This is a genomic window from Bacillus sp. SIMBA_008 (assembly GCF_046535495.1).
GTDB classification, from domain to species: domain Bacteria; phylum Bacillota; class Bacilli; order Bacillales; family Bacillaceae; genus Bacillus; species Bacillus subtilis.
Window position 1 is genome coordinate 678940 of the sequence record NZ_JAWRWL010000002.1, and the last position, 18103, is coordinate 697042.

Below are 18103 nucleotides of genomic sequence, written 5' to 3' on the forward strand. Positions count from 1 at the left end.
TTTTCACAAACTTAAAAGACGAGGTGAAAACAAATGTCAGATAACGATAAATTCAAAGAAGAGCTTGCAAAGCTTCCAGAAGTTGATCCAATGACGAAAATGCTGGTCCAAAATATATTTTCTAAACATGGGGTCACAAAAGACAAAATGAAAAAAGTATCAGACGAAGAAAAAGAAATGCTCTTAAATCTTGTAAAAGACTTACAAGCTAAATCACAAGCGCTAATAGAAAACCAAAAGAAGAAAAAAGAAGAAGCAGCCGCACAAGAGCAAAAGAACACAAAACCGTTAAGCCGCAGAGAGCAGCTCATTGAACAGATCAGACAAAGACGGAAAAACGATAACAATTAGCCAATCATAAAAAATAGGGTTCTTCATCAGGATATATGACTCAGTCAAAATAAGAGGCTCGCTCATTTAATAACAGTAAAAGAAAAGGAGGAATAGATATGGAAAGCAGACCATATTCTTGGGTTGCACTTGATCCTGACTGTGACCATCCGTTAGATGACAAAGAGAAAGATAAAGAAAAACACGAAAGAAAATGTCATTGCGACGTTTGCTGTAATGGCAATGGTTTTTTTGGCAACGACAACGCCTTCATCGACCAAGATCTAGCTCAAGCAAATCTCAACAAACAAGTTTCAGATGAAACGATTATTATTAGAGATTCTTGTGACATCAATGTTACATCTACAGACGTTCAAGCCGTAACATCAGTTGTAACAGCACTTAATGCCGCTGTCGTAACGGCAACTCTGACATCAATTGCAGACGGCGTAATTGCCGAATTAGTCGCACAAGATTTGTTACAGCTTACAGCTAACAAACAAGTAAACCGCCAAAAACTTCTCATCGAATGTTCCCGCGGCGTAAACGTCACAACAGTAGATGCCGATATCGCAACCCTTATTTCTACAGCAACAAATACACTCGTAGCCATCCTAGTTATCACTCTTGTCCTCTAGGACCTAAAAGCAGAGCTAAAAACGCTCTGCTTTTTCTTATTTTCCAAGCATATGATGAATATATAGACGTTCACCCACACCAAGTGGGGCACGGGTACATATGTTGTTAAGGACTAAAGTCAAATACCCTATAAAGAAGGAGCTGAAATCAATGAGCTGCGGAAAAACCCATGGCCGGCATGAGAACTGTGTATGCGATGCAGTGGAAAAGATTTTAGCAGAGCAGGAGGCAGTTGAAGAACAGTGTCCGACTGGCTGCTATACCAACCTTTTAAACCCTACGATTGCTGGAAAAGACACAATTCCGTTTCTCGTTTTTGATAAAAAAGGCGGATTGTTCTCCACATTCGGAAACGTAGGGGGATTTGTGGATGATATGCAATGCTTTGAATCCATTTTCTTCCGCGTCGAAAAATTATGCGATTGCTGTGCAACACTGTCTATTTTACGCCCGGTCGATGTCAAAGGCGATACCTTAAGTGTTTGCCACCCTTGCGACCCGGATTTCTTCGGGCTAGAAAAAACAGATTTCTGCATTGAAGTGGATCTCGGATGCTTCTGCGCGATTCAGTGCCTGTCACCAGAGCTAGTTGACAGAACATCGCCTCACAAAGATAAAAAGCATCATCACAATGGATAAACACTTGTAAAGAGGAATCCCCTTCCAAACTCTATTACAGGTGCAAATCATTCAGCTGCTTCCAGCGTGAGGCAGCTGACTCTCCATCATTTCGCCAGTCTCAAATTTATAAGGCAGGAGGGATAATATGAGCCAGAAAACATCAAGCTGCGTGCGTGAAGCTGTAGAAAATATTGAAGATCTGCAAAACGCTGTTGAAGAAGACTGCCCGACCGGCTGCCACTCTAAGCTTTTATCTGTAAGCCATTCGTTAGGCGACACAGTGCCTTTTGCAATATTTACATCAAAATCAACGCCATTAGTCGCCTTCGGAAATGTCGGCGAACTCGATAACGGCCCTTGCTTTAATACAGTATTTTTCAGGGTCGAAAGAGTGCATGGAAGCTGTGCAACACTGTCATTATTAATCGCATTTGACGAACACAAACACATTTTGGACTTCACCGATAAAGATACGGTGTGTGAAGTGTTCCGACTCGAAAAAACGAACTACTGTATTGAAGTTGACTTAGACTGCTTCTGCGCAATCAACTGCTTAAATCCTCGATTAATCAATCGTACACATCATCATTAATCATAAGCTGGAAAAGCTTGCAGGCCTGCAGGCTTTTCTCTATGTAAAAAAAGCTGTCCGGCAACATCAGCCGGGCAGCTTTTTTCTTTTTCGTTAAAAACCGAGCGGGTGCAAAGAGGTAATATCATCGATTGCCAGTTCGGTTGGGGCTCCGTTTCCGGTTGTTCGAAGCAGGACGGAATCATTTCTTCTTCCGACAATCACGCCCCTGTACGTTCTTCCATTGGCTTCAATCAAACAAAGCGCTCTCGGCATGTTATGAGGCAGCTTTGTTAAAAAATCAATTTTTTCGTGGATCGTCATCTTGCTCATCGGTTTTTTCACTTTTCGTGCCGGCGGTGCTTTTTCCTCCGCTTTATCAGCACTATGGACAGCTTCCGGTTCTTTCTCAGGCTTCCGGGCCTCAAGTGCAGGCTCTTCCTTTTTTTCTGCTTTCGGGGGCTCGTGTTCAACGGTTTCTTCTACGGCCTGCGGCTCTGCCTTCTGTTCCTCTTGGCTTTTTATGTTCTCTGGCTCTCTCGCCTCTTGTGTTTGCTGACTCACTGGTTCGGCTGCAGGCTTTTGGTCTTCTTGCAGGACATCCTGTGCCACGGCTTCCTCCTGCTGCTTCTCATGGTGAGCCGGCTTTTCCTCAGCTTTTGGCGGAGCGGGTTTGTCGGCCTTTCTTTTGATGACAATCTCCTGCATGGATGACCTTGTAGTTTCTGCATAATCCGGCTGAACAATATACATGAGCGGTTTTTTATCCGCGTTTCTTTTCTTATTAGACATCTTCATCCCTCCGATTGTGTCATATTCTATCTATATGACAGAAAGCTGAAAATCAGAAGAAATAAAAAAGCAATCCCTATTCGGGATTGCTTGATATAGATCCTGCTTAGCGGGCAGTGATATGGAAACCAGAATCAACGTGAAGATTTTCACCTGTAATCCCGCGGGACATATCGCTGAACAAGAACGCAGCTGTATCGCCCACTTCTTCAGGTGTTGTCGTGCGGCGAAGCGGTGCACGCTCTTCGATGTCTTTTAAGATAGAGTTGAAATCGCTGATGCCTTTAGCAGATAATGTTCTGATCGGGCCGGCAGAAATGCTGTTGACGCGGATATTTTCTTTTCCTAAGTCAGCAGCTAAATATTTCACACTTGCATCAAGAGAAGCTTTTGCTACACCCATGACGTTGTAGTTTGGCATCACAAGCTCTCCGCCAAGGTACGTCAAAGTGACAATGCTTCCGCCTTCAGTCATCATCGGACGTGCCGCTTTGACAACAGCAGTCAGAGAATATGAGCTGATGTTATGAGCCAAAAGGAAGCCGTCACGATTTGTGTTTAAGTACTCGCCGACAAGCTCTTCTTTGTTGGCAAACGCGATACAATGCGCGATACCGTGGATTACACCGACCTGCTCCTTAATGCTTGCGAAGCAAGTTTCGATTTCTGCGTCGTTTGTAACATCGCAAGGGAGGATGATGGAATCGTTGCGGTCTAATGTTCCGGCAAGCTCGTGAACGGATTTCTCCAGGCGTTCACCAGCGTATGTGAAAATCAAACGTGCACCCGCTTCATGTAAAGAACGCGCAATGCCCCAGGCGATGCTGCGTTTGTTGGCTACCCCCATCACAACAATGTTACGGCCTTCAAGTGAAAAATTCATATGTATAAAGCCTCCTATATTTAATAAAGACATAGTATTAGTACCTGATCTTAATTCCTATCATATCATAACCTTGTCCAGATGAAAAGCGCATACCGTAGCAAACGCAAAAGAGATCACCATCAGCTGGTGATCTCATCGGCTTGTATTTAAGCTGTTTCGTTTAAAAGCGAAATGGTTTGTCGGCCCGTGTCCCGATCCGATGCCGAGCGTATTTTCCACCGCTTCACGGACAAAGTTGGCCGCAACCTCAAATGCCTGATGGATGCTGTCTCCTTTAGCCGTTTGGGCCGTTAAAGCCGCAGCAAAGGTGCAGCCTGTGCCATGCGTATGCTTCGTATTGATATAAGGATGGGTGATTTGCATAAACATGCTGCCATCAAAAAGAAGGTCAGTAATGTGATTGTCCTCAGGCTGGTGCCCGCCTTTGATAATGACATGCTGCGCACCCATCTTGACGAGCTGCTCCGCTGCTTTTTTCCGGTCATCCAGCGAGCTGATTGTCATTCCTGTCAGCGTTTCTGCTTCCGGGACATTCGGCGTAATCGCGTAGCTTCTTGGAATGAGCAACTCCTTTAAGGTGGCAACTGACTCATCACGCAGCAAGGATGCCCCGCCCTTTGCGATCATAACCGGATCAACAATTACACGATTGAATCCGTACTCGTCAATTTTTCTTGCCACTTCTTCAATCATGTCGGCATTCCAGAGCATTCCCGTCTTAACTGCATCCGGTCTCAAATCCTCAGCAACAGCGTCAATTTGCTGTCTCAACGTCTCTACAGTCAGCGGATGCACCCCGTGAACGCCAAGCGTATTTTGAGCGGTTACCGCCGTAATCGCAGACATTCCGAATACATCAAGCTCTTGAAAGGTTTTAATATCAGCCTGTATCCCTGCGCCGCCGCCTGAATCTGATCCGGCGATTGTCAATGCTTTATATATACTCATTACACTACACTCCTTTTATTACCCAATCCATTTATGATAAATGGATTTTGCCCGGGCAATATCATTTGTTCCATGGATCAAAGCTCTGCCGTCCCGGAACAGCACCATTTTCATATCATCCGAGCGGCAGGAAATTAAATACGGGTTCGCAGCTACTTCAAGCCCGGCCTGCCTCAGCTGACCGGCAAGCGCTTCAAGATCCGCTTCTTTCGTAATAGATGATCTGATCTGCACCGTGTTCCTGCCGCACAATACAGCCGCTTTTGTTTGATTTTCATAAGACAAAAACGGAAAATCCTTTGTGCCGCAGCTTGGGCATGCGTCATGTTTGAGACTGGCCGCTCTCACTTCTGACCGCTCGTTTTTCCACAAATCAAAGGAGCGCAGCACCGGCTCGCACTCCTCTCCCGTCAGCAGTTTCAGTGCATCTGTTACCTGAAAGACTGCTACCTGCAAAACAGCCGGACTGATGATGCCAGCTGTGTCACATGTTGCTCCGCCAATCGGAAGTGCATCGAGCAAGCAATGCAGGCAAGGAGTAGAACCCGGCACCACGGTAAAGGTAAGACCGTAGCTCCCTACACAGGCACCGTAAAGAAAAGGAATCCCTTCCTTTACCGCAGCATCATTTACGATCAGGCGGGTTTCAAAATTATCAGCCGCATCCACAATAATCGATGCATCCCTAATCAGCTCGAAGATATTTTCTGCTGTCACATCCATGACAAGGCCGGTCACATCAACATCGCTGTTAATCGAACGGAGACGGCGCTCCGCAGCGGCTGCTTTCGGCATTTCTTTTTTGACATCATCTTCTGTATAAAGCTGCTGGCGCTGGAGGTTGCTCCATTCAACATAATCTCTGTCGGCAATTTTCACAGAGCCGACTCCCGCTCTCACCAGCATTTCTGCACTGGCTGTTCCGAGCGCGCCGGCGCCGATAATCACGGCGCGCGCTTCTTTCAATTTTTTCTGGCCGGATGGGCCGATCGGAGCAAACAGCTCCTGCCTTGAATACCTGCCTGTCATACAGGAAGACCTTCTCCCGGACTGCTTGCCGTTCCGTATTGCTTAAGCGGGATTCGGCCCGCCTCATAAGAAAGGCGCCCTGCTTCCACTGCGAGCTTCATGGCACGAGCCATTTTCACGGGATCGTCAGCGCCAGATACAGCCGTATTGAGCAGTACGCCATCCGCTCCAAGCTCCATTGCGTATGCCGCATCTTTAGGCGAGCCGATTCCCGCATCCACGATGACCGGTACTTTCGCCTGTTCAATAATAAACGACAGATTCAAAGGATTTAAGATTCCTTGTCCTGATCCAATCGGAGATGCACCCGGCATGATGGCATGAACGCCGAGCTCTTCCAGCTTTCTCGCCAGCACAACGTCATCCGACGTGTACGGGAGCACAATAAAGCCTTCTTCAAGAAGCTGTTCAGACGCTTTTAATGTCTCAACAGGGTCAGGCAGCAAGGAACGGCTGCATCCGATGACTTCAACTTTAATCATGTCACAAAGGCCTGAAGCTTTCGCCAGCCTTGCAATCCGAACCGCTTCTTCAGCAGTACTGGCGCCCGCTGTATTCGGCAAAAGCGTATATTTGGATAAATCAAGCTGTTCCAGAAAATTCGGCTGAGATGCTTCAAAAATGTTCATTCTCCTTACAGCAAATGTTAAAATATCAGACTCAGAAACAGCTACTGCTTCCTTTTGAATGTCAAACGATGGGTATTTCCCCGTGCCCAGCAGCAATCTTGATTGAAATGATTTTCCGCCAATTGTTAACATGCTCATCCGCCTCCTACAAAATGGACAATTTCAATGACATCACGATCACAAAGCTCAACCTCGTGATAGCGTTCTTTCCCGATTATTTCTTTATTTCTTTCCACGATAACGATTTTATTTTCAAGCTGATACGACGCCAGCAGGTCTTGAATTGTACCTGTGTCTTTTTTCCACTTCACGTCTTTACCGTTCAGCTGTAGCATCATATCTGAACCGCCTCCTTGCGATCAATTCGGAATGCGTGCAGCCAGTCTTGGTTGACCTCTTTATTCATGATGAGATCACTGATCAAAGCGCCCGTTGCGGGAGCAAGCAGGATCCCGTTTCTGAAATGGCCAGCCGCAAATAAAATACGGCTGTCCTCAGGATGTCTGCCGATGTACGGTTTTCCATCCTTTGTTCCCGGACGGAGTCCCGCCCAAAAACGATCCACCTTCATATTCTGTATAGCCGGCAGCATCGTTTTTGCTTTTTTCATAACAGATTCCAATCCGCCAAGATCCGGTGTTTCACTCCAGTCCCCCGGCTTCATTGTCGCGCCGACAACCAGTCTTCCGCTTTTTCTCGGTACGATATAGCAGTGATCATGGTAAAGCGTTTTTGTCAGCGGGATATCATCATTCCAAACGGACAGGCACTCCCCTTTTACAGGGAGAAAAGCATTGTTCAGTCCAAGCTGTTTAAAAAACATTCCGCTCCACACCCCGCTGGCAACGACAACATGATTAGCCCATACGTCTCCGCTAGGGGTCTTGATGAACAGGGCTTCACCGTCACGTTCGACATGCAGGACGGGCGTATGCTCAAAAATCTCCGCCCCAAGCATTTTTGCTGCTTTCACATATGCCTTGCAAACAAAATAAGGCTCCACATGCACATCATCCTGAATAAAAGATGCACCAAAGATGTCACCAGACGCATACGGCTCTTTTTCTAACACCTCTTCTTTTGAATACCAGCTGACAGAGTCCAAATCGTCCATCTGTCTCAGCTGCAGCACATCTTCTTCAGAAAATGCAAGCTTAAACATACCGCCGTTATGCTGCCTGATATCCACACCGGATAATGCATAAAGCTCTTCTCCAAGACCTTTGTACAGACGCTGACTGTGCATAGCGAAATCAAAAAACGCGTCACGTTCCTCGCATTCGGCATGGGCGCCCAGCATTCCGGCAGCGGCTCTTGTCGTTCTGCCGCCCATTGTTCCGCTTTCAAACAATGCGGTGCTTTTGTTTTCCTTTGCCAAATGATAAGCAATCGCGGAACCGATAATTCCGCCTCCAATCACCACTGCTTCATAATGCCTTTTCATAGCGCATCTCCTTTAGCTTACGGGAATATCGTCTGGCTGCTTCCAAGGGCTCAGCGGAAGAGAAAATTCCTGACATAACAGCAATGCCGTCTGCCCCTGCTTGTTTTACGTCTCTTAACCTGTCCGGCGTCATCCCCCCGATGGCTATAACCGGGATGGAAATCCGCTGTTTGATATCTGACAGCAAAGATACTCCTCTGCCTTCAAGACCCTTTTTGCAATCCGTTTCAAACACATGGCCGAACAGCACGTAGTCCGCGTCTTCCTTTTCTGCTTGAACCGCTTCCTCCAGTGAATGCACCGACCTCCCGATATGAAGGTGTGGAAATCTGGCTCTGACCTGCTTCGGTGAAAAGCTGCCGCTTGGCAGCTGCACGCGGTGAATAGTAGAGAAAAGTGCAATATCCACGCGCCCGTTCATCACCAGTTTTCGTTTATCTATACCGCCTTCAAAAATAAGCTCGAGCAGTTTCAAAATATCCGCCGCCGATTTTGAGCGTTCCCGAATATGAATAAAATCAACTTCATTCTGAATCGTAATGATGATTCTCGCTAGCTCTTCTACCGGCTTGCTGTCATCCGTTATGGCGTGAAGCTCCACATTCCTCCACCTCTTTTATGGCGCTGTCAGACCAGCCTTCTTTTCGATAGGCCATTCCCCAAAATTGATATTCATAGTAGCTGGAGATGACAAAATTCTCTTTCATCTTGGCACGCACTTCCTCCGTGCTGTTTTCCGCCAGCTCATCAAAGCGGTTGATTTGCTCCTCAACCTGTTGTCTAAACCAGTCACCGCCATATGTGCCAATCCACTTCTGATAAATTGGATGCCCCGGATCACAATGCAGCAATTTCTCACCAACCTCGTAATAGAGCCAATAGCATGGCAGCAAGGCCGCTAAGATTTCAGCGAAATTCCCGCTCAAAACCGAACGGTACATATGGGATGTATAAGAGTACGCCGTAGGAGACGGCTTAAACGCCTTACGCTCTTCCTCGCTGATTTCCAACAGCTCGGCAAACTCGCGATGAAGCGCCATTTCTGCCTCATATGTACCTTGGGCATGGCTTGCCATCCGCCCCGTTGTAAAAAGGTCCTTCGCATAAGCTGCGCCAAATGACTGCACCTTTGCAAAATGCGTTAAGTAATAGGAATCCTGAAGTACGTAGTATTTAAAACGGTCAATCGGAAGCGTTCCGTCACCGATTCCTTGAACGAACGGATGGACAAAGCTCCCCTCCCACCATTCTGCGGCTGCACTGTGGCATTCTTCTGAAAACTTCACAAATCATTCCCCCTCTGAAAATAAAAAAACCACTTTCCCGCAAGGAAAAGTGGTTTGGAATTGGCATAGTAAAATAACACAAATACCGCTCCACTTCCCTACGCAGGTCTGAACCTGTTCAAGTTATGAGGGTCTAAAAGTCACACTTTTATCTCAGCCCTTATGAAGGACACCCCTAGTGGTTAAACGAATACATATTGAATTGTTCTGCACCTCTATATTAACACGAATCCTTATTTGGTCAAGATTTATCCTTCCAATGTTTTCTTAAGATCCGTTACGTACCCCCGAGATCCGGTGACAATTAAACGGTCTCCAAGTTTCAGCCTTGTATCCCCATGAGGAACAATGCTGTCCACACCTCTGAAAATCCTGACAAAGATGACGTCACCTGTTAAAGGGAATTCCCGTAAAATGACACCATCATATTTACTGTTCTCCATATTAATTTGATACAGCGAAGACTCTTGGTTCGTGAGCAGCTTCATGACGCCAGGCGCTTCAATCAGTGCGCGAAGCAGCGTTTTTGTCGAGAGCAGAATAGAAAAGATGCTGATTCCCTGCTCCTTCAGAGCTGCTTCATGCTCCGGTGATCCTACGCTTGCAATGACTCTTTCTGTGCCTTTTTCTTTTGCAAGTAAAGCAATGTCTGCATTCATATCTTCATTTCCTGTCGCCACAACGAGGATATCCGTTTCAAAAATGCCGAGTGATTCAAGCGTCTCGTGTTCATAGTCAGAAATTGTTTCAACAGCAAACACTGATTCTGACAGCTTTTCCTCCGCATTCTCTTGGTAGACGTGTACAACACGCACGTCATACTCTTCCTCTGGCAATTCAAGTGTAACAGGCAAAGTCATTTGATTGGCGCCAATGAACGTAATCGTCTTTTTCTCCTCCGGCTGCTCTTCCCGTTTGTATAATTTTTTAAAACAGATCGGCGTAAAAATACTTGCAATGACGGCTACTAAAATTAGCGCTCCTGACATATTTGCACTGATCACGTGAAGCTGCTGGCCGATTGTTGCAGCGGCAATCACGAGCGAAAGCGTTGATGTCAGCAGGAAACCGGACGCGAAAATGGTTCGGTTATCATACCACTTCTTTAGGTACATGACAGGAATGATTTTGCTGACTAACAGCGCCAGCAGCAGGAGCGGAATCATGATTAAAATTGTTTTATCCTGAAAAAGAGTCCAAATATCCAGCTTCACACCGACCATCACAAAGAAAATCGGTATTAAGAACCCATAACCAAATGAATCCAGCTGCTGAACAAGTTCTTTGTTTGGCGAAAGCAGGGAAACGAGAACCCCCGCTAAGAAAGCGCCAAGAATATTTTCCGCCCCAAGTGATTCAGACAGGGCAACGAGTACAATAATTAACGTAAAAATGGCACGCGTCCCGATCTGGATCGTCCCTTTTGACATGGATTGAACAAAAGAGCGATGTTTGAAGACCCGGCCGAAAAAGTAAAGCACCACTCCGGCCGCAAACAGGATCATCAGGAGCCACATGTTTCCGCTGTCCTCTCCGTATAAAGAAGAAAAAACAGCAAGAAGAATCATCGTGGCCAAATCAGCAATAACAGCAACAAGCAAAATAATCTGCCCGATATTCGAATTCATGATCCGTTCTTCTTTTAATGTTGGAACGACAACGCCTAATGAAATCGTTGAAATAATCAGGGTCATCAAAAATGCATTTTGGATAAATCCGGCCAAGACGAACCCATAGGACAAGAGCAATGATAAAATAAAAATACCGACGAAAATAACAGATGCCGCAGCAAACGTATTCGGCGCTTCCTTGCCATTCGGCAGGAACTGCTTTTTCTTTCCTTTCTCAAACGACGAAAAATCAATTTCAAGCCCGCTTAAAAACATTAAAAAGATAAATCCGAGCATAGAGAGTGTCTGGAGCCAGGTGTCACCCTCCACAACTAAATTAAGGCCGCTTTTCCCAATTATCAGCCCCATAATGATTTCAGCAACAACAACCGGGATGCTGAGTTTAAACCGATGCAAAAGGATGGGTGTCAAAAATGCAACGATAAGTACAACAACTAAAGATGCGACAGATGTATGCGCCATAATCAGAACCTCCTTTTTAAGTCAGGGTTATGCTAGTTCTCACTCAGAGAACAAAACCTCATTTTTAAAAAACATAACGCGATTTTAACAAGGGTGATGATGAAAAATAAAGTGATAAGGTCTTAATCCTGTTTAGAAAATGATTCTTCTTCTATAATTTGCACATAAAAGCTTGTGATGACTCACAACACTTTGCTTCATAATAAATAAAACAATCGGTAAGGAGGATACCGCATGGCTTACGATATCATCAGCGATATTCATGGCTGCTATGACGAAATGACTGCATTAATCCAAAAGCTTGGCTATACAATCAAAAATGGAGTACCTGTCCATGAAGAAGGCAGGGTGCTTGTTTTTGCCGGAGATTTAACTGACAGAGGGCCCAAATCGATAGAGGTCATCCGATTTGTAGCCGGCGCTTACGAAAAAGGCGCTGTGCGTTATGTCCCGGGAAACCATTGCAATAAATTATATCGTTACTTAAAAGGAAATCCGGTAAAAGTGATGCATGGTCTCGAAACAACAGCGGCAGAGCTTGAGGAACTTTCTAAAGATGAGAGAAAATCAGTCAGCGAACAGTTTATGAAGCTGTACGAAACAGCGCCGCTTTACGACATCTTACATAATGGAGAATTAGTTGTCGCCCATGCTGGCATAAGAGCTGACGATATCGGCAAATATACCCGGAGAGTGAAGGACTTTGTGCTTTACGGTGACGTGACGGGTGAAACATATCCGGACGGCAGACCCGTCAGACGTAATTGGGCGGCAGCCTATAACGGAAAGGCTTGGGTGGTATACGGTCATACACCTGTGAAAGAGCCTCGGAAGGTCAAGCGCACCATCAACATTGATACAGGCTGCGTGTTCGGAAATCAACTGACAGGCTTTCGCTTTCCAGAAATAGAAACCGTCTCTGTTCCAAGCTCCCTGCCTTACGACGAATCAAGATTTCGCCCCATATAAAAAAGGAGAGAATCAATGATTCTCTCCTTTTATCAGTTTTCTCATATCCTGAGGCAGTGGAGCATGAAATGTCATGTTCTCCTGTGTCAGCGGATGGATAAACGAAAGATGCTCGCTGTGCAGAGCCTGCCGGCCAATTTCCTGTCTCGTTCCGCCGTACAGTGTATCGCCGCACAACGGGTGCCCGAGATAACTCATATGAACACGAATTTGATGGGTTCGTCCAGTCTCAAGCTGCAACGTCACCGAGGTCATATCGTCATTTGCACATGTGACGTAAAAATGCGTAACAGCCTTCTGGCCGTCTGGCGTTACCGTCCGTTCAATTATACTGTCAGGATGTCTGCCAATCGGAGCATCGACTGTTCCCTCCATCTGTGCCATCCGCCCGTGAACCACTGCCGCATACCGGCGTTTCACAAGGCCGTTTTTTTGCGCAGACGATAAAATGGAGTGGGCAAATCGATGCTTGGCAACAAGCATGACACCTGATGTATCCCGGTCTAGCCGGGTGACAAGATGAACTGTCGCCCTCACTCCGGTTGTTTGATAATGATCAATAATTCCATTGGCAATGCTGCCGGAGGGGTGCTCTCTCGAAGGAATTGATGACACATACGGCTGCTTGTTTATCACAAGCACATGTTCATCCTCATAAAGGATATCGAGCGGAACAGGCTCTGCCAGCAGCGTCTCGCTCACCTGCTCCTCAGGAAACTTCACGATAAGAAGATCTCCCTCTTTCAAAACGTATTTGACCGTCACATGCTCACCGTTAATCTGCAGGTCGCCCCCGCCAAACTTAATATCGGTCAGCAGACGTTTTGAAATTCCCAGTTCACTGGCATATTCCTTTACAGTCATCCCGTCCTCAGCGGAAGTAATGTTCTTTCTGATAAAAAAATGCTCCACGATATGTCCTCTTTCTATTCACCTTTTCCAATAAACGAATCCTGGACTCTTTTCCAAAATGGAAACGGACGGAATCTCGCAAACCGCACTTTTTCGGATGCAACTTGGCAGCGGATCGACTTTACATCCTTATGGAGAAGGGTTAAGTGGTCAATCGTCACTTGAAAGTCAACTTCGTTTCTCGGCTTAATCATGCAATCATGATGGGATGGGAGAAGCAGAGGTGACCCAACCGTACGGAACACGCGGTTATTAATTGAAGCCATTTCCGCAAGCTGGATTGCCCTGATAGACGGATGGATAATCGCTCCGCCCAGCGCCTTATTGTAGGCTGTGCTGCCTGATGGAGTTGACAGGCAGAGGCCGTCGCCCCGGAAGGTTTCAAAGAGCTGCCCTTTGATTTCCACATCAGCAACAAGGCTTCCTTCGATGCTTTTAATCGTACATTCATTCAAAGCTAAGTATCTTTCTTCCCGCTCGTTTTCGTGATAGGTCACAATGACTTCGAGAAGCGGATATTCGACTGTATGATACGGCGTTTTCGCGATGGCAAGAACAAGTTTTTCAATTTCATGAGGAACCCAGTCGGCATAAAAACCCAGATGACCTGTGTGAACGCCGACAAATGCTGTTTTGTCCAAGCGGTCGCTGTATCTGTGAAAAGCATACAAAAGCGTTCCGTCGCCTCCGACTGAAATAACGATTTCCGGTTCATTTTCATCCAGTTCCATATCAAAATCCAATAAATACGCCTGTATTTTGCTTTTCAGCGTATCAGAAACTTGATCTCCTTTTGATGATACGGCAAATTTCATGCTCTTCTTCCCCTTTACCTATTGTTGCTCGCTTCCTTTTTTCTTTCTTGAAAAGGCAGCTTGAGCTTCCTGTACTTCACCCCTGATCTCCGACATCTCTTCATCAAGCCGGGAAGCCGCTTCAGAAGCGCGCTGAAGCCTTAGTTTTACTTTTTCAGGAATGTTTCCGCTGTATTTATAATTCAATGAATGCTCAATGGTCGCCCAAAAATTCATCGCCAGTGTACGGATCTGTATTTCTACGAGAACATGCTTTTCTCCGGATACCGTCTGCAAAGGGTACAGCACAACAAGATGGTATGATCGGTATCCGCTCTCTTTATGTTCCGCAATATAATCCCTCTGATCCACAACGGTGAAATCTTTTCTGGCAAAAAGCATCTCTTTTACGATTTGGATGTCATCGACAAATTGGCACATGATTCTAAGGCCAGCAATGTCCTGCATGGTTTCAATTTCATGCAGCGGTATGCTTTTCCGTCTCGCTTTTTCAAGTATGCTGGCCACAGGCTTGACGCGTCCGGTCACAAATTCGATCGGTGAATGGTCGTCCTCGTATTCATATAGTGTGCGGATCCCCTTGAGCTTCACTTTCAACTCTTCGACAGCCTGGCGATACGGCACTAAAAAACGCTCCCATTGTTTGTCATCCATCATACATCCCCCAATTCCGAACCAGTTTCTATAAAAACACGCGTTTCACTTTTTCTTCCATTTCTTCTCCATAGTTTGCATTATCTTTTATATTTTCTAAAAGATATTCCAGCTCCTCATGCAGGCCTGCCAGTTCAATTGTTTGGTCTCCTGCCTCTAAAACAACCGGTATTTTTTGTGCATGGGCCTGCTTCAGTTCCGGCCATACATGTTCCTTTATAATGACATATTCAAAAGAATCAGCTAATTCAAGTATGTATACAAAAGCAAAGTGGTCAGAATCAACAAGCATTTGACCTGACGGCTTGCGTTCCGCTTCGTTTCCTTCTGTCTGACAGGCGAGGCGAAGCTGATCATCCGATAATGTTGCATTCAAAATTTCGATTCTGTTTTGCATAATGCTCTCCTTTTTTAAACAAAGTACAGATTCATTTTATCATATCGAGCTCGATATTGATAAACCTAACATCTAAAGAGATAATAGTAAAAATAAGATTTACAGGGCGGAAAGGAAGAGCATCATGAGCCAAGAAATTGAAATCGAATTTAAAAACATGCTGACCAAACAAGAATTCAAAAACATAGCAGCGGCACTCCAGCTGACAGAAAAAGATTTTACAGATCAAAAGAATCATTATTTTGATACAGACAGCTTCGCGCTGAAACAAAAACATGCTGCGCTTCGTATCCGCAGAAAAAACGGAAAGTATGTCCTTACATTAAAGGAGCCGGCTGATGTGGGGCTTCTGGAAACGCACCAGCAGCTTTCAGAGATATCAGATCTCGCTGGATTTTCAGTTCCCGAGGGCCCCGTGAAGGACCAGCTGCACAAGCTTCAGATCGATACGGATGCCATTCAATACTTTGGATCTTTAGCAACAAACCGTGCGGAAAAAGAAACAGAAAAAGGCTTAATAGTTTTAGACCACAGCCGATATTTAAATAAAGAGGACTATGAAATTGAATTTGAGGCGGCGGATTGGCATGAGGGCAGACAAGCCTTCGAAAAGCTGCTTCAGCAATTCAGCATTCCTCAGCGCGAAACCAAAAATAAAATTCTGCGTTTTTATGAAGAAAAACGAAAGTCTATATAAGGTGGAATGACATCGTGAATGTAACGAATTGGGCAGCTTTACTTCAGCTTCAGGCACTACAGTCCATATCTAATGCACGCAGCAGCTCGGACAATCAGAATACGGAAAGCCCGCTTTCAAGTTTCAGTTCTTTGCTCAGCCAATATACAAACGGTCTGGCATCTCAGCAATCAGCACCTTCTTCATCGCCAAGCCCGCTCAGCATGCTGAACAGCGCGAATACAACAGCGCCGTCACTGCTTTCAGCGTATGGGCTTAACTCATATACGAGCAGCAATTCAGGTTCAATCACAAAAGCGGCAGAAAGCACTGAAACAGCTGCTGCAGATTCAGCTTCAAACAAACATGAAGCAAATCAGATCAGTTCGGGAGACTTTTCTATTGACAGTGCGATTAAAAAAGCCGCTGATAAATATGGCGTTGATGAAAAACTGATCCGTGCCGTCATCAAACAGGAATCAGGCTTTAATGCAAAAGCGGTCAGCGGAGCAGGTGCGATGGGCCTCATGCAGCTGATGCCGTCAACAGCAAGCTCACTTGGCGTTTCCAATCCGCTTGATCCGCAGCAAAATGTGGAGGGCGGAACGAAATATTTAAAACAAATGCTGGATAAATACGGCGGCAATGTGTCTATGGCATTAGCGGCTTACAACGCCGGACCGGGGAATGTTGACCGATACGGAGGCATTCCTCCTTTCCAAGAAACGCAAAACTATGTAAAAAAAATAACTTCAGCTTATTACGCGTAACCAGAGGGCTCCCCCTCTGGTTTTTTTGCGGAGTGAAATCTTACGCATTCCTGATTTTTATGTGATATGATATGAAATACAAACCCCGGCTGTCAGCCGAAATGACTCATCAAACGCATAAAAGGCAGTTTGTTTGTAGAAATGATGCCTTGTTGCTAAAATAAATCTAGATGAAACAATGAAATACAGAAAATTACTTTTTGCAATAGGATTTATGATTCCTATTAGCCATATTTAAAGGAGTAGTCAACATGGGACAATCGTTTAACGCACCTTATGAAGCGATTGGAGAGGAACTTCTATCGCAACTTGTTGATACTTTTTATGAGCGTGTCGCGTCTCATCCTTTGCTGAAGCCGATTTTTCCAAGCGATTTGACAGAAACCGCCAGGAAACAGAAGCAATTCTTAACTCAGTATTTAGGCGGGCCTCCGCTTTATACTGAGGAGCACGGCCATCCTATGCTCAGAGCAAGGCATCTTCCCTTTCCAATTACAAACGAGAGAGCTGATGCGTGGCTCAGCTGTATGAAGGACGCAATGGACCATGTAGGGCTGGAGGGCGAAATTCGTGAGTTTTTGTTTGGCCGGCTGGAGTTGACAGCAAGGCATATGGTGAATCAAACGGAAGCGGAGGATCGATCATCTTGACAAACTATCAGCATGAGCTATACTTCGCCCATTGCCACGGTCATCCAAAAAAACCGCTTGAAATTTATATGTTTGTAGACCCTTTATGTCCTGAATGCTGGTCCTTAGAGCCCGTCATCAAAAAGCTGAAAATCAGATACGGACGTTTTTTCACCTTACGCATTATCGCTTCCGCAAGCCTTACCGCTTTAAATAAAAAGCGAAAAAAGCATCTTCTCGCAGAAGCATGGGAAAAGATCGCGAGCCGCTCTGGCATGTCATGTGACGGCAATGTCTGGTTCGAACAGGATCAGCCGCTTTCATCGCCTTATATGGCTGCTCTCGCTTTTAAAGCAGCCGAATTGCAAGGACGAAAAGCCGGCATGCAATTTCTCAGAAATATGCAGGAGAGCCTATTTGTTTCAAAGAAAAATATTACGGATGAAAACGTGCTTTTGGAGATTGCTGAAAATACAAGTCTCGATCTTGAAGAATTCAAAAAAGATCTGCATTCTCAAAGTGCGGTCAAGGCGCTTCAATGTGACATGAAAATTGCTGCTGAGATGGATGTTTCTGTTAATCCGACACTGACGTTTTTTAATACGCAGCATGAGGATGAAGGGCTTAAAGTTCCTGGCAGCTACTCATATGATGTATATGAAGAAATTTTATTTGAGATGCTTGGCGACGAGCCGAAGCCGTCGGAAACACCGCCTTTAGAATGTTTTATTGAATATTTCCGCTTCGTTGCCTCGAAGGAAATTGCTCTTGTATATGACCTGAGCCTTGAAGAGGTAGAAAAAGAAATGAAAAAACTGGCGTTTGCTAAAAAGGTTGCCAAAGTGGAAGCCAAACACGGAATGTTTTGGAAGTCTCTCAGCACTTATTCTGATGAATATCAATCATGTGAAAAATAGCCGCAGGCGTGCATATGCTTGAGGCTGTTTTTTTATGCCCCGAACCAAACATAAGTTCTGTTTTTAGCACTAAAGAAACCGCGCCGGGATAAGCGC

At 45.4% G+C, this 18103-nt stretch carries 23 protein-coding genes and 1 riboswitch; of the genes, 9 read left to right on the plus strand and 14 right to left on the minus strand.

Annotated elements, in window-relative coordinates:
• Positions 1-33: 33 nt before the first annotated feature.
• From cotW to cotZ, 4 genes are all read left to right on the plus strand, one after another.
• Positions 34-351 (plus strand): spore coat protein CotW, encoded by a 318-nt coding sequence (cotW, locus tag SB658_RS08985; protein ID WP_003245818.1) that lies wholly within the window; start codon positions 34-36, stop codon positions 349-351.
• Between the two features lie 98 nt (positions 352-449).
• Positions 450-968: a spore coat protein CotX gene (cotX, locus tag SB658_RS08990; RefSeq protein ID WP_003244668.1), complete on the plus strand. Its 519-nt coding sequence runs from the start codon at positions 450-452 to the stop codon at positions 966-968.
• Between the two features lie 151 nt (positions 969-1119).
• On the plus strand, positions 1120-1608 hold the full coding sequence (gene cotY / locus SB658_RS08995) for a spore coat protein CotY (RefSeq protein ID WP_003239243.1): 489 nt from the start codon (positions 1120-1122) through the stop codon (positions 1606-1608).
• A gap of 127 nt (positions 1609-1735) precedes the next feature.
• Positions 1736-2182, plus strand: coding sequence for a spore coat protein CotZ (gene cotZ, locus SB658_RS09000; RefSeq protein ID WP_003244982.1), 447 nt, complete (start codon positions 1736-1738; stop codon positions 2180-2182).
• A 93-nt stretch (positions 2183-2275) separates the two neighbouring features.
• Here cotZ and cotO read toward each other — a convergent pair whose 3' ends face one another.
• The 10 genes from cotO to SB658_RS09050 all read right to left on the minus strand — a co-directional run bounded on the left by cotO (position 2276) and on the right by SB658_RS09050 (position 11268).
• Complete coding sequence (gene cotO / locus SB658_RS09005) at positions 2276-2959, minus strand: spore coat protein CotO (protein WP_074794198.1); 684 nt, start codon at positions 2957-2959, stop codon at positions 2276-2278.
• A gap of 100 nt (positions 2960-3059) precedes the next feature.
• Complete coding sequence (fabI, locus tag SB658_RS09010) at positions 3060-3836, minus strand: enoyl-ACP reductase FabI (RefSeq protein ID WP_003232896.1); 777 nt, start codon at positions 3834-3836, stop codon at positions 3060-3062.
• Between the two features lie 135 nt (positions 3837-3971).
• Entirely contained in the window at positions 3972-4787 is an 816-nt protein-coding gene (thiD, locus tag SB658_RS09015) for a bifunctional hydroxymethylpyrimidine kinase/phosphomethylpyrimidine kinase (protein WP_003245050.1), read from the minus strand.
• A gap of 18 nt (positions 4788-4805) precedes the next feature.
• Complete coding sequence (thiF, locus tag SB658_RS09020; protein ID WP_003245868.1) at positions 4806-5816, minus strand: thiazole biosynthesis adenylyltransferase ThiF; 1011 nt, start codon at positions 5814-5816, stop codon at positions 4806-4808.
• On the minus strand, positions 5813-6583 hold the full coding sequence (gene thiG / locus SB658_RS09025; protein WP_010886483.1) for a thiazole synthase: 771 nt from the start codon (positions 6581-6583) through the stop codon (positions 5813-5815). The genes thiF and thiG overlap by 4 nt, the downstream gene beginning before the upstream one ends.
• Positions 6580-6780 (minus strand): sulfur carrier protein ThiS, encoded by a 201-nt coding sequence (thiS, locus tag SB658_RS09030; protein WP_010886482.1) that lies wholly within the window; start codon positions 6778-6780, stop codon positions 6580-6582. Before thiS ends, thiG begins: the two co-directional genes overlap by 4 nt.
• Positions 6780-7889 (minus strand): glycine oxidase ThiO, encoded by a 1110-nt coding sequence (thiO, locus tag SB658_RS09035; RefSeq protein ID WP_144500823.1) that lies wholly within the window; start codon positions 7887-7889, stop codon positions 6780-6782. The genes thiS and thiO overlap by 1 nt, the downstream gene beginning before the upstream one ends.
• Positions 7873-8490, minus strand: coding sequence for a thiazole tautomerase TenI (gene tenI / locus SB658_RS09040; protein ID WP_015715674.1), 618 nt, complete (start codon positions 8488-8490; stop codon positions 7873-7875). Before tenI ends, thiO begins: the two co-directional genes overlap by 17 nt.
• Positions 8465-9175, minus strand: a complete 711-nt coding sequence (tenA, locus tag SB658_RS09045; protein ID WP_144500822.1) for a thiaminase II — start codon at positions 9173-9175, stop codon at positions 8465-8467. Before tenA ends, tenI begins: the two co-directional genes overlap by 26 nt.
• A 78-nt stretch (positions 9176-9253) precedes the next feature.
• Positions 9254-9362, minus strand: a riboswitch (TPP riboswitch).
• A 61-nt stretch (positions 9363-9423) separates the two neighbouring features.
• Entirely contained in the window at positions 9424-11268 is a 1845-nt protein-coding gene (locus SB658_RS09050; protein WP_015715673.1) for a monovalent cation:proton antiporter family protein, read from the minus strand.
• A 234-nt stretch (positions 11269-11502) separates the two neighbouring features.
• Between SB658_RS09050 and prpE the strand changes: the two genes are divergently transcribed.
• Positions 11503-12237 carry a bis(5'-nucleosyl)-tetraphosphatase PrpE gene (gene prpE, locus SB658_RS09055; protein WP_128422171.1) on the plus strand — a complete coding sequence of 245 codons (735 nt, stop codon included), beginning with the start codon at positions 11503-11505 and terminating at the stop codon, positions 12235-12237.
• 12 nt (positions 12238-12249) lie between these two features.
• Here the strand turns inward: prpE and SB658_RS09060 are convergent, their stop codons facing one another.
• From SB658_RS09060 to SB658_RS09075, 4 genes are read right to left on the minus strand one after another with little or no spacing between them, the layout of a single operon-like run.
• Positions 12250-13149, minus strand: a complete 900-nt coding sequence (locus SB658_RS09060) for an RluA family pseudouridine synthase (protein ID WP_021479542.1) — start codon at positions 13147-13149, stop codon at positions 12250-12252.
• 14 nt (positions 13150-13163) lie between these two features.
• Complete coding sequence (locus tag SB658_RS09065) at positions 13164-13964, minus strand: NAD kinase (RefSeq protein WP_003232918.1); 801 nt, start codon at positions 13962-13964, stop codon at positions 13164-13166.
• Between the two features lie 18 nt (positions 13965-13982).
• Positions 13983-14618, minus strand: a complete 636-nt coding sequence (yjbM, locus tag SB658_RS09070; protein WP_003245294.1) for a GTP diphosphokinase — start codon at positions 14616-14618, stop codon at positions 13983-13985.
• A 28-nt stretch (positions 14619-14646) separates the two neighbouring features.
• On the minus strand, positions 14647-15015 hold the full coding sequence (locus SB658_RS09075) for a UPF0738 family protein (RefSeq protein WP_003232922.1): 369 nt from the start codon (positions 15013-15015) through the stop codon (positions 14647-14649).
• Between the two features lie 124 nt (positions 15016-15139).
• Between SB658_RS09075 and SB658_RS09080 the strand changes: the two genes are divergently transcribed.
• The 4 genes from SB658_RS09080 (at position 15140) to spxH (ending at position 18007) form a co-directional block, all read left to right on the plus strand.
• Positions 15140-15712, plus strand: a complete 573-nt coding sequence (locus SB658_RS09080) for a CYTH domain-containing protein (RefSeq protein ID WP_128422170.1) — start codon at positions 15140-15142, stop codon at positions 15710-15712.
• A 14-nt stretch (positions 15713-15726) separates the two neighbouring features.
• Entirely contained in the window at positions 15727-16461 is a 735-nt protein-coding gene (gene cwlQ, locus SB658_RS09085) for a bifunctional muramidase/murein lytic transglycosylase (protein WP_250615112.1), read from the plus strand.
• A 251-nt stretch (positions 16462-16712) separates the two neighbouring features.
• Positions 16713-17111, plus strand: coding sequence for a globin domain-containing protein (locus tag SB658_RS09090; RefSeq protein WP_003232928.1), 399 nt, complete (start codon positions 16713-16715; stop codon positions 17109-17111).
• Entirely contained in the window at positions 17108-18007 is a 900-nt protein-coding gene (gene spxH, locus SB658_RS09095; protein ID WP_003245184.1) for a protease adaptor protein SpxH, read from the plus strand. Before SB658_RS09090 ends, spxH begins: the two co-directional genes overlap by 4 nt.
• Positions 18008-18103: the final 96 nt, after the last annotated feature.

What these genes read in the sequence shown, in the direction of transcription:
- thiO (WP_144500823.1), bottom strand. Translation starts at nt 7,889, where the DNA reads ATGAAAAGGCATTATGAAGCAGTGGTGATTGGAGGCGGAATTATCGGT.
- SB658_RS09075 (WP_003232922.1), bottom strand. Translation starts at nt 15,015, where the DNA reads ATGCAAAACAGAATCGAAATTTTGAATGCAACATTATCGGATGATCAG.
- SB658_RS09050 (WP_015715673.1), bottom strand. Translation starts at nt 11,268, where the DNA reads ATGGCGCATACATCTGTCGCATCTTTAGTTGTTGTACTTATCGTTGCA.
- cotZ (WP_003244982.1), top strand. Translation starts at nt 1,736, where the DNA reads ATGAGCCAGAAAACATCAAGCTGCGTGCGTGAAGCTGTAGAAAATATT.
- SB658_RS09065 (WP_003232918.1), bottom strand. Translation starts at nt 13,964, where the DNA reads ATGAAATTTGCCGTATCATCAAAAGGAGATCAAGTTTCTGATACGCTG.
- fabI (WP_003232896.1), bottom strand. Translation starts at nt 3,836, where the DNA reads ATGAATTTTTCACTTGAAGGCCGTAACATTGTTGTGATGGGGGTAGCC.
- SB658_RS09090 (WP_003232928.1), top strand. Translation starts at nt 16,713, where the DNA reads ATGGGACAATCGTTTAACGCACCTTATGAAGCGATTGGAGAGGAACTT.
- SB658_RS09080 (WP_128422170.1), top strand. Translation starts at nt 15,140, where the DNA reads ATGAGCCAAGAAATTGAAATCGAATTTAAAAACATGCTGACCAAACAA.
- yjbM (WP_003245294.1), bottom strand. Translation starts at nt 14,618, where the DNA reads ATGGATGACAAACAATGGGAGCGTTTTTTAGTGCCGTATCGCCAGGCT.
- cotO (WP_074794198.1), bottom strand. Translation starts at nt 2,959, where the DNA reads ATGAAGATGTCTAATAAGAAAAGAAACGCGGATAAAAAACCGCTCATG.
- prpE (WP_128422171.1), top strand. Translation starts at nt 11,503, where the DNA reads ATGGCTTACGATATCATCAGCGATATTCATGGCTGCTATGACGAAATG.
- cotY (WP_003239243.1), top strand. Translation starts at nt 1,120, where the DNA reads ATGAGCTGCGGAAAAACCCATGGCCGGCATGAGAACTGTGTATGCGAT.
- cotX (WP_003244668.1), top strand. Translation starts at nt 450, where the DNA reads ATGGAAAGCAGACCATATTCTTGGGTTGCACTTGATCCTGACTGTGAC.
- thiG (WP_010886483.1), bottom strand. Translation starts at nt 6,583, where the DNA reads ATGAGCATGTTAACAATTGGCGGAAAATCATTTCAATCAAGATTGCTG.
- thiF (WP_003245868.1), bottom strand. Translation starts at nt 5,816, where the DNA reads ATGACAGGCAGGTATTCAAGGCAGGAGCTGTTTGCTCCGATCGGCCCA.
- thiD (WP_003245050.1), bottom strand. Translation starts at nt 4,787, where the DNA reads ATGAGTATATATAAAGCATTGACAATCGCCGGATCAGATTCAGGCGGC.
- thiS (WP_010886482.1), bottom strand. Translation starts at nt 6,780, where the DNA reads ATGCTACAGCTGAACGGTAAAGACGTGAAGTGGAAAAAAGACACAGGT.
- cotW (WP_003245818.1), top strand. Translation starts at nt 34, where the DNA reads ATGTCAGATAACGATAAATTCAAAGAAGAGCTTGCAAAGCTTCCAGAA.